Below are 14,645 nucleotides of genomic sequence, written 5' to 3' on the forward strand. Positions count from 1 at the left end.
TCAGCCTCCCGTTCGCCGCCTACAGTCCCAGCGCAACGACTGTCATTGCCAACGGGAACCGAAATGTCCATCGAACATCGCCTGAACCACATCGCCGGCCAACTCAGCGGCAACGGGGACGTGCTGCTGAACAGCGTCGACGCCCACAGCGGCGAGCCGCTGCCGTACGCCTTCCACCAGGCGACCGGCGACGAAGTCGAGGCTGCCGTGCAGGCTGCCGAGGTTGCCTACCCGGCCTACCGCAGTACCCGCCCGGCACAGCGCGCCGCCTTCCTCGACGCCATCGCCAACGAACTGGACGCCCTGGGCGATGACTTCATCCAGCATGTCAGCCGCGAAACCGCACTGCCCGAAGCCCGCATCCGTGGCGAACGCAGCCGTACCAGCAACCAGTTGCGCCTGTTTGCCGAGGTGGTACGCCGTGGCGACTTCTACGCCGCACGCATCGACCGCGCCCTGGCCCAGCGTACCCCGCTGCCGCGCCCGGACCTGCGCCAGTACCGCATCGGCGTGGGCCCGGTGGCCGTGTTCGGCGCCAGCAACTTCCCACTGGCCTTCTCCACGGCAGGTGGTGACACCGCCTCGGCGCTGGCAGCGGGCTGCCCCGTCGTGTTCAAGGCGCACAGCGGGCACATGCTCACTGCCGCGCATGTAGCCGCAGCCATCGACCGCGCCGTGGCCAGCAGCGGTATGCCGGCAGGGGTGTTCAACATGATCTACGGTGCCGGCGTGGGCGAAGCGCTGGTCAAGCACCCGGCCATTCAGGCAGTGGGGTTCACCGGCTCGCTGCGGGGTGGCCGCGCCCTGTGCGACATGGCTGCCGCGCGCCCGCAGCCAATCCCGGTGTTCGCCGAAATGAGCAGCATCAACCCGGTCATCGTGCTGCCCCAGGCGCTGCAGGCCCGTGGCGAGCAAGTGGCTGTAGAGCTGGCCGCCTCGGTGGTGCTGGGGTGCGGGCAATTCTGCACCAACCCGGGCTTGGTCATCGGTATTCGGTCGCCGCAGTTCGAGCACTTCGTGCACACGCTGGTGGCGCGCATGGCCGACCAGGGTCCACAGACCATGCTCAATGCCGGAACCCTGCGCAGCTACCAGAACGGTGTGCAGCACCTGCTGGCGCACCCAGGCATCCAGCATCTGGCCGGGCAGCCGCAAACCGGTAACCAGGCCCGGCCACAGCTGTTCAAGGCAGACGTTAGCCTGCTGCTGAACGGCGACCCGCTGCTACAGGAAGAAGTATTCGGCCCGACCACCGTCGTAGTGGAGGTGGCCGATGCCCAGCAACTGGCCGAGGCGTTGCGCCACCTGCAAGGCCAGCTGACTGCCACCCTGATTGCCGAGCCTGACGACCTGCACGCCTTTGCCGGGCTGGTACCACTGCTGGAACGCAAGGCCGGGCGCCTGCTGTTGAACGGCTACCCTACTGGCGTTGAGGTGAGCGACGCGATGGTGCATGGCGGGCCTTACCCGGCCACGTCCGATGCCCGAGGCACCTCGGTCGGCACCCTGGCCATCGACCGCTTCCTACGCCCGGTGTGCTTCCAGAACTACCCGGAGGCGCTGCTGCCGGATGCACTGAAAAGCGCCAACCCGCTGGGGATTACAAGGTTGGTGGATGGTGTGGCCACCCGCGAGACGGTTTGAACGGGCACTGAGGTAGCCTGTGCCGGCCTCTTCGAGGCGCCTAACCGCCGCGAGGAGGCCGTTACAGGCTCACATCATTGATGAATTTGGGTTGTCGGCATTCAATAATGCAGCACTGACAATCAAACTCAATTCATCAAAAGGCCGGCCATGTACTCCTCCGAACGCCTGAAAGGCATCGATGTTTTCGTCGCCGTCGCCGATCTGGGCAGCTTCACCGCAGCCGCCGATCGGCTCAACCTCACCAGCTCGGCCATCAGCAAGAGTGTGGCCCGGCTAGAGGCTCGCCTGGGCGCACGCCTGTTCAATCGCACCACCCGCAGCCTGTCGCTCAGCGAAGCGGGCGTGCTGTTCTACCGCACCTGCACCTCGGTGCTGGCTGACCTGGAAGAGGTCGAGCACGCACTGGTCGCCAGCGATAGTCAACCCCACGGTAAAGTCCGAATCGAGCTGCCCGCCTCCTACGGTCGCTTGCATGTGCTGCCACTGATCCTCGACTTTATCCGCCTGCACCCTCTGCTGCAGCCGCATGTGTCGTTTTCCGATCGTTTTGTCGACCCGGTGCACGAAGGTATCGATATCGTCGTGCGCATCGGTGGCCCGGATGCATGGCCGACCGCGCTCGGCCACCAGTACTTCGGTGCCCAGCGCCTGATGTTCTGTGCCGCCCCCTCGTACCTGGAGAAGCACGGTGTGCCGCAAGACGAGCGCGACCTGGAACACCATCACTGCATCGGCTATGGCCACACCGACGGCATGGTCAGCCCATGGTTCTTCAAGGGCCGCCAACCTGGCGAGATGGAGCGACGCACCGTGCAGCCGCGCATCGCGGTGGGCGACGGCGAGGGGGAAGTTGCAGCCGTGCTGGCCGGTCATGGCATCGGCCAGCTGCCCACCTGGCTGACCCAGCAACACCTCGATCAAGGGCGGCTGGTAGAGGTGTTGCCGGCCCTGGCCACCGACGGCCTGCCGATGAACCTGGTGTGGCTGAAAAGCCGCGAAGGGTTACCCAAGGTACGCGCCTTGCGCGACTACCTGCTGCCCCGGTTGTCGCCTCACGGCACCCGTGCCAGCACCGCGGGCTGACGCGAAAGGCTGCTGACCAGCGGCACCAGGCCCAGCGCCAACAGCGCGACACCGGCGGCCATGTAGCCCAGGTACTCGATACCCAAGCCAGAGATGGTCATGCCACCGAGCAAGGCGCCCAGGCCGATCCCAGCGTTGGCCGCCGACACATTGGTGGTACCGGCCAACGCTTGGGCGTGCGTCACCGAACTCATCACCCGCACCTGGCTGACGGGGTACAGCGCCGTGTTGGCAATGCCCCACACCGCCAGTGCCAGGCAGAATGCCAGGCCGGCACCTGCCAGCGGCACCAGCGCCGCCATACCGATGGCCAACAGCAGCAGGAACAGCGCCGTCGCCCTGAGCGGTGAACGGTCCACTGCGCGCCCGCCGATCCAGTTGCCAAACAGGCCGACTGCGCCAAAGCCCATCAGCCACCAGCCGGTATGAGCCGGTGCGACGCCGACAACCCGCTGTAGCAGATCGGCCAGGTAGGTGTAGCCGGTAAACATCGCGGTGAACACCACCACCGACAGCAGCACATTGGCGAGAAAATAGCGCTCCTTGAAAATGCGCGCCTGCTGCATGAAATCGATTTTCGCCGTGCGGGCGACTCGCGGCATCCACAACCCCATGGCCAATGCCATCAGCAACGACAGTGCGGCCAGTATCCAGAACGCGCCACGCCAGCCCACGGCATTGGCCGCCACAGTACCCAGCGGAATGCCCAGCAACATCGCCGCCGAGATGCCCAGGTAAACCTTGGCGATGGCCTGCCCCGCGCTATCACGCCCGGCCAGGTGCCCGGCCGTTTCGCTGGCCGTGCCCCAGAACACCGGCAATGCCAGAGCCGGAATCACCCGCGCGATAGCCAGCACCCAGAAACTGCTCGATGCCGCAGCCAGCGCATTGGCTGCGGCAAACACCAGCAGGATGGCGATGAACAACCGCTTGCGGTCCAGATGGGCCAATGCGGCTGTCAAGACCGGGCCGGCAAGCATGACGGTAAAGGCGAACAGCGTAACCAACTGGCCCGCCATCGAGATCGATATCTCCAGGTCCTGGCTGAGCGCGGGCAGCAACCCGACAATGAGGAACTCGGTGGTGACGATCAGGAATGCCGAGAAGGCCAGGATGGCGATGCTGATTGCAACATTTCGCCCGGTAGTGGCAGCCCCAAGGCTGGATTCATGAACAGGCATCAAGACAGGCTCCAGAAAAGAGTCTGTCAGTCTATTGGCAAAATGGGTTCATATTTCTGGTCATATTTCATAAATTAAATGAACCAGATTCATCAATCATGGGGCAATGTATACAACTTTCATGAATTCTGATTACATAACCATTCGCCTACGACCTCGGTAAACGCCGATGCGTATTGCGACGGGCCTTAGCCATGTCATCTTCAACCCGCAAGAAAACCCTCCTCGTCAAGAACGCTGCACTTCTGGTCACCATGGACGGCGAACGCCGCGAAATCAAACACGGCGGCCTGTTCATCGAAGACAACCTGATCAAGCAGGTCGGCCCCAGCGATACCCTGCCACAACAGGCTGATGTCATCCTGGACATGGCCGGCAAAGTGGTGATCCCGGGCCTGGTCAACACCCACCACCACATGTACCAGAGCCTCACCCGCGTGGTGCCTGCTGCCCAGGACGGTGAGCTGTTCAACTGGCTGACCAATCTGTACCCGATCTGGGCACGCCTGACCCCAGAAATGATCGCGGTGTCGACCCAGACCGCGATGGCCGAACTGATCCTGTCCGGCTGCACCACCTCCAGCGACCACCTGTACATCTACCCCAACGGCTGCAAGCTCGACGACAGCATCCATGCCGCCGCCGAGATCGGCATGCGCTTCCACGCCGCGCGCGGCAGCATGAGCGTGGGCCAGAGCCAGGGCGGCCTGCCGCCTGACGCGGTGGTGGAAAAGGAGGCCGACATCCTCAAGGAGTCCCAGCGCCTGATCGAGGACTACCACGATGCCAGCCATGGCGCGATGCGCCGTATCGTGGTGGCGCCCTGCTCGCCCTTCTCGGTCAGCCGCGACCTGATGCGCGAAGCCGCCGTGCTGGCGCGGCAGTACGGCGTGTCGCTACACACCCACCTGGCCGAAAACGTCAACGATATCGCCTACAGCCGCGAGAAATTCGGCATGACCCCCGCCGAATACGCCGAAGACCTCGGCTGGGTCGGTCACGATGTCTGGCACGCACACTGTGTGCAGCTCGACCAGCACGGCATCGAGCTGTTCGCCCGCACCGGCACCGGGGTCGCCCATTGCCCTTGCTCGAACATGCGCCTGGCCTCAGGCATCGCCCCGGTGCGCAAGATGCGTGACCACGGCGTGCCGGTGGGCCTGGGGGTCGATGGTTCGGCGTCCAACGACGGCGCCAGCATGATCGGTGAAGTGCGCCAGGCCTTGTTACTGCAACGGGTAGGCTTCGGCCCCGACGCCATGACCGCACGCGAAGCACTGGAAATCGCCACCCTGGGCGGTGCCAAGGTGCTCAACCGCAATGACATCGGCGCCCTGGCACCCGGCATGGTCGCCGACTTTGTCGCCTTCGACCTGGGCCACGTGGCCTATGCCGGCGGCCATCACGACCCGCTGGCGGCACTGGTGTTCTGTACCCCGACCCAGGTGCACACCAGCGTGATCAATGGCCGTGTGGTGGTCAAGGACGGCCAGTTGGCCACCGTCGACCTGCCCCGCGTACTGGAGCGCCACAACCAGCTGGCGCACCAACTGGTCAGCGGTGCGTGATGCACCCGGCTGCTGCGTCCCATGTCGGGCGCAGCAGCCTGCTCACGCCTGCTGGCGGATGGCGTTCTAGGTACGCAGCACTGCCATCAGGTGCGCAGGACCTGCTCCCCTGCATTGCTCGGCAAGCGGATGGCATCCACCAACGCGACGCAGGCGATCAATGCAACGCCGATCAACGCCCAGTGAAAGTCACTGACTGACATCTCAGTCTCGCCGCCCCGCACCATCATCGCTACGCGTAGCAGCAGCGCCACCACGGCCACACCCAAGGCCATCGCCAGCTGGAAGCACATGCTGAACAACGTCGAAGCCTCGCCCATCTGCTGCTTGGGCACTTCGGCAAAGCCGACAGCGTTGTAGGTGGTGAATTGCATCGACCGCGAAAGCCCACCCACGAACAGCACCGCCGCCATCCAGTACCACGGCATGCCTGGCTGCAAGCCCAGGCACGCCAGCATGCATCCAACGCCAATCACGCCATTGACCAGCAACACCCGGCGAAAGCCATAACGGCGCAGCAAGCGGGTGGTGAACGGCTTCATCGCCAGGTTGCCCGCGAAGATCGCCAGCACCAGCAACCCGGCATCCACTGGCGACAGGCCAAAACCGATCTGCAACAGCAGAGGGATCAAAAACGGCAAGGCGCTGATCGACAGGCGGAACAAGGTACCGCCCACGATGCTGACCCTGAACGTGGGAATAGCCAGGGTTGCCAGTGGCAACAGCGGTGCAGGATGGCGGTTGCAGTGACGGATCGCCAACCCGGTCAGCCCCCCACCCAGCAACACCAGCGCCAGCCCGGTCCCCAGGCTGCCCCCAGCCAGTGAACCAAGCATTTCCAGGCCGACCAGCCACGCCGCACAAGCCGACGCCAGAAACAGGAAGCCCAGCATGTCGAAACGGCGCGTTTCATCTGCACGGGCATTCGGAACCAGTAACCAGGCCGCCGCGATCGCCAGCAACCCGAGGGGGATGTTCAGGTAGAAGATCCAGGGCCACGACCAATGGGTGACGATCAGGCCACCGAGCGGTGGCCCCAGTACTGGCGCCACCAGCCCGGGCCAGGTGATCACCGCAAGCATTTTCACCAGGTCTTTCTTTTCGGTGGTACGCAGCACCACCAACCGGCCTACCGGCACCATCAAGGCACCGCCAATACCCTGCAATACCCGCGCGGCGACGAAGGCTTCCAGGTTGGGGGCCATACCACACAGCAACGACGCCACGGTAAACAGGCCGATGGCCCCGGCGAACACTTGTCGCGGGCCAAAGCGGTCGGCCACCCAGCCGCTCAGCGGAATGAATACCGCCACCGCCAGCAGGTAGGCACTGATGCCGATGTTCAGGCTGACCGCATTTTCGCCGAAGTCACTGGCCATCTGCGGCAGTGCCGTGGCAATGACGGTGGCGTCGAGGTTTTCCATGAAGAAGGTGATGGCGACCAGCAAGGCGATGCAGGTGGCTTGGCGGGAGGTATAGGGGGCTGCCGGATTGGCCAAGGTACGCGTCCTTCTGGTTGGCAATGAATCATGGGCCGTGGAGCAGCCCCTGTGGGAGCGGGCATGCCCGCTCCCACAAAGGTCGGTGCTGGGACCTAGAGCATGCGCAAGGCCGCACGCAACGCCAGCAGGTAAGTCTCGACACCAAACCCGCAGATCTGCCCACGCACCACTTCGGCAAACACCGAGTGGTGCCGAAACGGCTCCCTAGCATGGATGTTCGACATATGCACTTCAACCACCGGCACCTCAAGAATGGCCAGTGCATCACGAATACCGTAGCTGTAATGCGTCCACGCCCCGGCATTGATCAGCACTGCATCCACCCGCTCGTCAAAGGCCCGATGGATACGCTCGCACAGGGCACCTTCGAAGTTGCTCTGGAAGCTTTCGACCCTTGCCCCCAGCTCCGCGCCCAGCGCCTCCAAGGCGTGGTCGATGTCGGCCAGGGTTGCCGTGCCATACTGGCGCGGGTCGCGCTTGCCAAACATGTTGTGGTTGATACCGTGCAGCATCAGGACATTGGCGACCATGGCTTACTCCAGCGCAATCGTCAGGCGGTCGATCACGGCACGGGTTTCAGGCCGCACTCCTCGCCACCAGGCAAACGCCTCTGCGGCCTGCTCGACCAGCATGCCCACGCCATCCGCCAGACGTGCCACACCGGCCTCGCGCGCCAGGCGCAGGAACGGCGTGAGGCCTTTGCCGTAGGCCAGTTCATACGCCAGTCGCGCTTCGCTCAGCACCCCGCCAGGCAGCGGCGGCAGTTCACCGACAAGACTGGCGGAAGTGGCGTTAACCACAATGTCGAAGGTTTGCCCTTCCAGCGCTTCGTAACGGCTGATACGCAGCCTTGGGTGATCCAGTTCGTTACGCAGTGCCAAGGCTTTGGACATGTCGCGGTTTGCAATCACCAGCTCGCTGGGCTGCGCGTGCAAGAACGGCAACAGCGCACCGCGCACTGCACCACCGGCGCCAAGCACCAGCACGCGGCGGTTACGCAGCGGCTCACCGAGGTTGTCTTCGATATCGCGCAGCAAGCCGATGCCGTCGAAGTTTTCAGCTGTGATGTGGCCATCCTCGAACTTCAGCGCATTGGCGGCCCGGGCCAACTGCGCGCGCTCGCTGCGCCGGTCGGCCAGTTCGAAGGCACGCAGCTTGAACGGCGCGGTGATGTTCATGCCCAGCCCACCGTCAGTGCGAAACTGCAACACCTGGGCCTCAAAACCGTCCAGCGAGCCTTCAATAGCCCCGTATTCCAGGTGCTGGCTGCTGGCCTGAGCGAACAGGCCATGAATCAGCGGTGACTTGGTGTGGTTGATCGGTCGGCCGATCACTGCGTAGCGGTCGCTCATCGTGTATCTCCGTGGGTAAACAGCACACCGTCTGCCTGCATGGCGGTGATTTCTTCAGGGCTGAAGCCAAGCGCTGCGGCCACTTCGGCGTTGTGCTGGCCGAGGTCAGGGGCTACCTGATGGATCGTGGTGTCACAGCCGGAAAACCGGAACGGCAGATTGGGCAGGCGCAGGGTGCCGTAGCGAGGGTGCAGCTGTTCGATGACCATGTTGCGCGCCTGGATTTGCGGGTCTGCCAACACCTCATCGATACGCTGGACCTTGGCACTGGGAATGTCGACGGTGTCGAGCAAGGCGAGGATCTCGGCCACCGAGCGCGCACCCGCCCAGTCACGCACCACCGCCAGAATCGCCTCGCGGTGGGCATTGCGGCCATTCAGGTCGTGGTAGCGAATATCGCTGCCAAAACCTGCCGGGCCGCCGTTGGCTTCGAGCATGGCGGCGAAGCGCCGCCAGGCATCATCGACCTGGGCTGCAATCACCAGATCGCCGTCGGCGGCGCGGAACACGCCGTACAAGGTAGACGTGGGCATGTCGTGGCCGGTCTGCTCGGGCAGCACGGTGCCATCGGACAGCGTGTAGCACTGCACGGCGTACTCATGCATCGACACCAAGGTGTCGTACAGCGCCATGTCAATGTGCTGGCCGCGCCCACTGCTCACCCGCCCCAGCAGCGCCGCATTGATCGCGGCTACAGCGTGAATACCGGTGTACATGTCGCCCAGCGAAATGCGCAGCAATGGCGGCGCTTCACCCGGCACGCCGACCATCTGCATGATCCCGCTCTTGGCCTCGGCGATCAGCCCGAAACCGGCGCGGTGGGCATCCGGCCCGGTGTGGCCATAGGCGGAGATCGAGCAGTACACCAGGCGCGGGTTACGCACCGACAGCTCGGCATAACCCAGCCCCAGCTTGTCCAACGCGCCGGGGCGGTAGTTTTCAATGAACACGTCGGCCGAGTCGGCCAGGCGCTGCATGAAGGCTTTTCCGCGTGGGTCCTTCATGTTCACGCTGACGCCCTGCTTGCCCATGTTCATCTGCAGGAAATAGCCGCTCTGCTGATCGTCCAGGGTAAAGGCGTGCTGGCGGCCAGCATCGCCGCTGCCCGGCCGTTCGACCTTGATCACTTCAGCGCCCAGCGCCGCCAGGCAGCGCCCTACATAGGGCCCGGCAAGGAAGTGGCTGTAATCGATGACGCGGATACCCGCCAATGGCAATGCCTGGCTCATGCCTGCCCCCTCCGTGGCACCATCAACCGGTGCTCACCGCGCTGCACGACCTGGCCATGCTGGTTGACCAACTCTGACGGCAGCACCACGATGCCCCAGCCTGGCCGGCTGTTGCTCGGTCGCATCGCCCCCACCCGCATGCGTACGTGCAACACATCGTTGACCTTGATCGGCAACACGAAGTCCCAGGTCCAGCCCAGCGACATGCCCGGCAAGAAGCGGTACTCGCACTGGGTCTTCAAACCATCGGCGATCGACAGCCCGAACAGGCCGTGCGCAACCAGGCAGCCGAAGTGGCTGGCGTTGGCGTAGGCCTCGTCGACGTGCACCGGGGTGTGATCACCCGTGAGATCGGCGTAGGCCAGGATGCGCTCACGGGTTACGGTATAGGTGGGGCTGATGCACTCATCGCCTTCGCGGGCATCATCCCAGTATCTTTCCACCCCGCTCATGCCTGCACCTGCGCACGCGGGTCGATGGCCAGTGCCTGGGCAACACACTTCGCCGGCAACGCCTGAATGAACTCCACCGCCAGACCATCCGGCAGGCGCAGCCAGTTGCGGCCCTGGGGCATTTCGCTGACGCCATAGCGCTGGGCGGCTGCCAGTACGCTCTCCAGGTCTTCGCACATGATGCCCAGGTGTGCCATGCGCCCCTCAGGGCCGGCAAAGTCGGGCTGGTGAATGAACTGCAGGCCACCCAGCGTCCAGTACTGCGCCGGTTGCTCGACGCTGCCCTGCACCTCACGCATGGTCATGCCACACACTTCGCTGAAAAAGCGGATATGCCACTGGATGTCCTGCACCCAGAACGCCACGTGTTCAAGGTAGGCTTTTGGCTGGCTCATGGGTTGTCCCTTTTCTGATGATCGGCCATCGCACGTTCGATGCCCTTGATACAAGCCACCAACGTGGCGTTGACCGGTGTGGCGACGCCATGGCGCTGGCCCCAGCGCACGACAGAGCCATTGATGAAGTCGATTTCGGTGACCGAGCCTTTTTCCAGGCTTTGCAGCATCGAGGTGCGGAAGCTCGATGGCAGGCCCTCGGCGGCCAAGGCCCACGCTGCGTCGGGGCTGGTCAGGCTCAGGCTTATGCCGGCACGCTCGGCCACGGCAATCGCCTCGGCCACCGCAGCTTTGGCAGTGCTGGCCAGCAGCGGCTCGCTGTACAACTGGCCGTAGCTGAGCATGGTGATGCCGCTGAGTGCGCCCGTGGCGACATTGACCAGCAGCTTGTCCCACATGGTACCGAGGATGTTGTCACTGACCGTGGTGGCCAGCCCGGCAGCGTTGAAGGCCTCGGCGATGGCCTGCACACGCGCTGAAAGCTGGCCGTCGAGTTCACCGATGTAAGTGTGTTTGCCCGCCACACCAGCGCGAATCGAACCGGGTGCAAGCAGCACGCCGCCCACATAGGTCTTACCCGCCAACACCCGTTCCCGTCCGGCCACCTCGGCCAGAATGTCCTCGTGCCCCAAGCCGTTCTGCAGCGACAGCACCAGCGTCTGCGGCCCCAGCAGCGCGGTGGCCCCGGCCATCGCTTCGGCGGTGTGGAATGACTTCACCAGCACCACGACCAGGTCGGCCACACCCACGTCGTTGGCGTCCGTGGTGGCGTTGACGCGCACGTGGCGCTCACCGCGCTCATCCTGCACCTGCAGCCCGTGCAGGTTCATCGCTTCGACATGCTCGCGACCACGGTTGAGCAGCCAGGTTTCATGCCCGGCCTCGCTCAGCGCCGCACCAATGGCGCAACCCAAGGCGCCGGCACCCAGAATGCAGACTTTCAAATCGCAGACCTCCTGTGGTTTGCGATTACCTTATGCAGCGGGCCTTATTCGCGCTATACAATGACTGCAATATGCCAATTGAGATTTACAATAATGTCTGCTGCCGACGCCCTGCCCGAGCCCAAGCTGCTGCAATTGTTCGATGTGCTCTACCACTGTCGTAGCGTTACCCGTGCCGCCGAACAGCTGGGCCAGAGCCAGCCGACCATCAGCATCTGGCTGGCCCGCCTGCGCCAGCAACTGAACGACCCTCTGTTCGTGCGCACCCCCGGCGGCATGGCCCCAACCCCGCGCGCCGACCAGCTGATCGGGCCTTGCCGCGAGGTGCTGGAGTCGCTGCGCAGGCTCACCGCCTGGGAGCCGCAGTTCATCCCCGCCACGGCACAACGGCGCTTTCGCCTGTGTGTCAGCGATGCCAGCCATATCACCCTGCTGCCAAGCATCCTCAACCACCTGCGCACCCATGCGCCGGGCATTCGCCTGGAGGCTGTGCGCATCGATGGCAACAGTGAAAGCGCGCTGGAGTCGGGCGAGGCCGACCTCGCCATCGGCTTTGTGCCTTGGCTGGGTGGCGGGATGTACCAGCAGGTCCTGTTCGAACAGGACTGGGTATGCCTGAGCAACCGCCAGCACCCGCGGCTGGAAGGCGGCATGAACCTGGCCCGCTACCACGCTGAAGGCCATGTGCAGATCAGCGCGGGGACCGGCCAGAAGTTGCTGGAAGCGGGGCTGGCCCGCGCCAGCATCGAACGTCGCATCGTGCTGGAGCTACCCGCGTTTCTCGGACTGGGCATGATCGTCGGCACTACGGACCTGGTCGCAACCCTGCCTCGGCATATCGGCCAGACCCTAGCCGATATGCACGACCTGCAAGTGCACGACTGCCCGTTTGCAGTTGAGGGTTTCACGGTGAAGCAACACTGGCACGCTCGCTACCACCAGGACAGTGGCAACCGCTGGCTGAGGGAGGTGATCCACAACCTGTTCGGCCGCCCGGCCTGAAGCACGCCCTCGATTACAGGCCCATGATCATCTCGTGCCAGGCCATGCCGCCGTGGTCCGACGGTGACGGTTTCACATACTGGTAGCCCAGCTTCTGGTACAGGGCCACATGCTGCTCTTTGCACATCAGGTGAATGGTCTGCTTGCCCGACGCTTTCATACGGGCGATGAATGCTTCCATCAGCCGTTTGGCGTAGCCTTTGCCCTGGTGTGCCGGGTCCACCACTACTGACATGATCACCACGTTCGGTGCTGCCGGGTCGTGGCCGACCAGTTCCTTGAACGCTTCATCAGACATGACAACTTCGTGGGCGCAGCCGCTGTTGATGAAACCGACGATCTCACCTGCGATTTCCAGAATGAGAAAACCCTGTGGGTACTGTGCGATGCGGGTGCGGATCTTCTCCAGGGTGGCCGCCTCATCCCCTTCATAGGCGCCGATTTCAATGGCGTAGCATCGCTCGGCGTCTGCGGCGGTGGGGGTGCGGAACTGGACAATACTCATGGCTGATTCCTTGGAAACGTGAAAGCGTCTGCCATGGTAAATCAGGCGTGCGTTCTGGCGATATCGGGCCGCCACCCTCGGCCAGGCCAGCCGCGTGGTGCTTGATGCTGGCCAAGGATGGCAAGCATCATGGGCGTATACCCCTCACACCACGGATACCCCTATGACCGCTGCACACTACCCCCTCGTGGAGCCCGGCCGCTGCAAACGCTTGAAGGCGGCCAGCAGCCGGGACCATGACAGCGTCGATCAACTGGTGATGGCGGCACGCCCTTTCGAAAACCGCGAGCGCTATGGCCGTTTCCTGCAGGTACAACACCGCTTTCACGGCAGCCTGTTGACGTTGTACAACGATGCACAGCTCAACCAGCACCTGCCAGGGCTGGTTGGGCTGTCGCGCTTCGCTGCGGTCGAAACCGACCTGCGTGATCTCGGCCTGCCACTGCCAACGCGCCCTCAACAAGTCTGCGTCGGCCCGGCCGAGGCCTTGGGCTGGCTATATTGCAGCGAAGGTTCGAATCTGGGGGCGGCGTTTCTGTTCAAGCAAACCCAGCGCCTCGGGCTCGATGGCGACCAAGGCGCCCGCCACCTGGCGCCACACCCGGATGGCCGTGCGCTGCATTGGCGCGAGTTCGTTGCCCGGCTCGACGGCCTGGTGCTGGACGACCAGGACGAGGCCGCAGTGGTCGCTGGCGCGATTGCCGCGTTCGACAGTTACCGGGCGCACTTGCGTGTGATATTTGCGGGTTTATGAGCTTGTGGCTCAGTGATACCCCTCGCCGTCCTTCACCTTGCCGCGGAACACGTAATACGACCAGGCCGAATACCCCAGGATGAACGGAATGATCAGCAACGCCCCGACCAGGGCGAAGCCCAGGCTCTGCGGTGGCGCCGCCGCTTCCCAGATGGTCAGGCTGGGCGGCAGCACGTACGGCCAGATACTGATGACCAAACCGCTATAACCGAGGAACACCAACACCAGCGACCAGACGAAAGGACCGGCATGGGGCGTACCGCGCAACGACCTGAGGATCGCCCAGGTGGCCACCAGCACCAGTACCGGTACCGGCAGGAAGAACCAGAAGTTCGGCAGGCCGAACCAGCGGTCGAAGATCGCCGGGTGCGTCAGCGGCGTCCAGATGCTCACAATCAGCATCGCCGCCACCGTCGCCAGGGTGATCGGTGAGCAGGCACGAATGATACTGGCCTGCAGCCGGCCCTCGGTCTTCAACACCAGCCAGGTGGCGCCCAATAGCGCATACGCCACGACCACGCCGATCCCGCAGAACACGTTGAACGGTGTCAGCCAGCTCATCAGCCCGTTGGTGGCCACGCCATCGACAATCGAATGCCCGTCGATGAACGCGCCCAGCATCACGCCCTGGAAAAACGCCGCCGCATACGACCCGCCAATGAAGGCCCGGTCCCAGAACGGCTTGTGCGCATCATCGGCCTTGAAACGGAACTCGAACGACACGCCACGCCAGATCAACCCGGCCAGCAGGCCGAGCGCCGGGATGTACAGCGCGCTGAGCAAAATGGCGTACACCTTGGGGAATGCCGCCATCAACCCTGCCCCGCCCAGCACCAGCCAGGTTTCGTTGCCATCCCACACCGGCGCCACGGTGTTGACCATGGTATCGCGGTGGTCGCGGTCGGTGATGAACGGGAACAGGATGCCGATACCCAGGTCGAAGCCATCCATGATGACGTACATCATCACGCCAAAGCCGATGATCAAGAACCAGATCAGCGGAAGATCAATACCCATGACAGCGTCTCCGG

The 14,645-nt window shown here is 63.8% G+C and carries 15 protein-coding genes; 5 read left to right on the forward strand and 10 right to left on the reverse strand.

The window, feature by feature from the left end; genetic code table 11:
• The first annotated feature begins 63 nt into the window (after positions 1-63).
• Together B9A31_RS16465 and B9A31_RS16470 are read left to right on the forward strand one after the other, a co-directional pair.
• Entirely contained in the window at positions 64-1,644 is a 1,581-nt protein-coding gene (locus B9A31_RS16465) for an aldehyde dehydrogenase (NADP(+)) (RefSeq protein WP_027609083.1), read from the forward strand.
• A gap of 150 nt (positions 1,645-1,794) precedes the next feature.
• Positions 1,795-2,730 carry a LysR family transcriptional regulator gene (locus B9A31_RS16470; RefSeq protein WP_027615117.1) on the forward strand — a complete coding sequence of 312 codons (936 nt, stop codon included), beginning with the start codon at positions 1,795-1,797 and terminating at the stop codon, positions 2,728-2,730.
• Here the strand turns inward: B9A31_RS16470 and B9A31_RS16475 are convergent.
• Positions 2,700-3,911 (reverse strand): MFS transporter, encoded by a 1,212-nt coding sequence (locus B9A31_RS16475; RefSeq protein ID WP_027615116.1) that lies wholly within the window; start codon positions 3,909-3,911, stop codon positions 2,700-2,702. The two genes, B9A31_RS16470 and B9A31_RS16475, sit on opposite strands and share 31 nt — an antisense overlap.
• Positions 3,912-4,105: 194 nt before the next feature.
• On the opposite strand from B9A31_RS16475, the gene B9A31_RS16480 reads away from it, so the two are divergent.
• Positions 4,106-5,479 (forward strand): 8-oxoguanine deaminase, encoded by a 1,374-nt coding sequence (locus tag B9A31_RS16480; RefSeq protein ID WP_019098897.1) that lies wholly within the window; start codon positions 4,106-4,108, stop codon positions 5,477-5,479.
• A gap of 86 nt (positions 5,480-5,565) precedes the next feature.
• Here the strand turns inward: B9A31_RS16480 and B9A31_RS16485 are convergent, their stop codons facing one another.
• The 7 genes from B9A31_RS16485 to B9A31_RS16515 form a co-directional block, all read right to left on the reverse strand.
• Positions 5,566-6,978 (reverse strand): MFS transporter, encoded by a 1,413-nt coding sequence (locus B9A31_RS16485; protein WP_019098898.1) that lies wholly within the window; start codon positions 6,976-6,978, stop codon positions 5,566-5,568.
• 95 nt (positions 6,979-7,073) lie between these two features.
• Entirely contained in the window at positions 7,074-7,511 is a 438-nt protein-coding gene (gene aroQ, locus B9A31_RS16490; protein ID WP_019098899.1) for a type II 3-dehydroquinate dehydratase, read from the reverse strand.
• A 3-nt stretch (positions 7,512-7,514) separates the two neighbouring features.
• Positions 7,515-8,333 carry a shikimate dehydrogenase gene (gene aroE / locus B9A31_RS16495; protein WP_019098900.1) on the reverse strand — a complete coding sequence of 273 codons (819 nt, stop codon included), beginning with the start codon at positions 8,331-8,333 and terminating at the stop codon, positions 7,515-7,517.
• Entirely contained in the window at positions 8,330-9,562 is a 1,233-nt protein-coding gene (locus B9A31_RS16500) for a CaiB/BaiF CoA transferase family protein (RefSeq protein ID WP_084297155.1), read from the reverse strand. Before B9A31_RS16500 ends, aroE begins: the two co-directional genes overlap by 4 nt.
• Entirely contained in the window at positions 9,559-10,014 is a 456-nt protein-coding gene (locus B9A31_RS16505) for a MaoC family dehydratase (protein WP_016714608.1), read from the reverse strand. The genes B9A31_RS16500 and B9A31_RS16505 overlap by 4 nt, the downstream gene beginning before the upstream one ends.
• Positions 10,011-10,409, reverse strand: coding sequence for a VOC family protein (locus B9A31_RS16510; protein WP_016714609.1), 399 nt, complete (start codon positions 10,407-10,409; stop codon positions 10,011-10,013). The genes B9A31_RS16505 and B9A31_RS16510 overlap by 4 nt, the downstream gene beginning before the upstream one ends.
• Entirely contained in the window at positions 10,406-11,353 is a 948-nt protein-coding gene (locus B9A31_RS16515) for a ketopantoate reductase family protein (protein ID WP_025754531.1), read from the reverse strand. The genes B9A31_RS16510 and B9A31_RS16515 overlap by 4 nt, the downstream gene beginning before the upstream one ends.
• 93 nt (positions 11,354-11,446) lie before the next feature.
• Between B9A31_RS16515 and B9A31_RS16520 the strand changes: the two genes are divergently transcribed.
• Positions 11,447-12,355, forward strand: coding sequence for a LysR family transcriptional regulator (locus B9A31_RS16520; RefSeq protein ID WP_016714611.1), 909 nt, complete (start codon positions 11,447-11,449; stop codon positions 12,353-12,355).
• A 13-nt stretch (positions 12,356-12,368) separates the two neighbouring features.
• Here B9A31_RS16520 and B9A31_RS16525 read toward each other — a convergent pair whose 3' ends face one another.
• Positions 12,369-12,860, reverse strand: a complete 492-nt coding sequence (locus tag B9A31_RS16525; protein WP_019097282.1) for a GNAT family N-acetyltransferase — start codon at positions 12,858-12,860, stop codon at positions 12,369-12,371.
• Between the two features lie 163 nt (positions 12,861-13,023).
• On the opposite strand from B9A31_RS16525, the gene B9A31_RS16530 reads away from it, so the two are divergent.
• Positions 13,024-13,614: a biliverdin-producing heme oxygenase gene (locus B9A31_RS16530; RefSeq protein WP_019097283.1), complete on the forward strand. Its 591-nt coding sequence runs from the start codon at positions 13,024-13,026 to the stop codon at positions 13,612-13,614.
• Positions 13,615-13,623: 9 nt separating this feature from the next.
• Here the strand turns inward: B9A31_RS16530 and cydB are convergent, their stop codons facing one another.
• Entirely contained in the window at positions 13,624-14,631 is a 1,008-nt protein-coding gene (cydB, locus tag B9A31_RS16535) for a cytochrome d ubiquinol oxidase subunit II (RefSeq protein ID WP_019097284.1), read from the reverse strand.
• Positions 14,632-14,645 lie beyond the last annotated feature (14 nt).

The organism is Pseudomonas sp. URIL14HWK12:I5, assembly GCF_900176445.1.
GTDB lineage: Bacteria > Pseudomonadota > Gammaproteobacteria > Pseudomonadales > Pseudomonadaceae > Aquipseudomonas > Aquipseudomonas monteilii.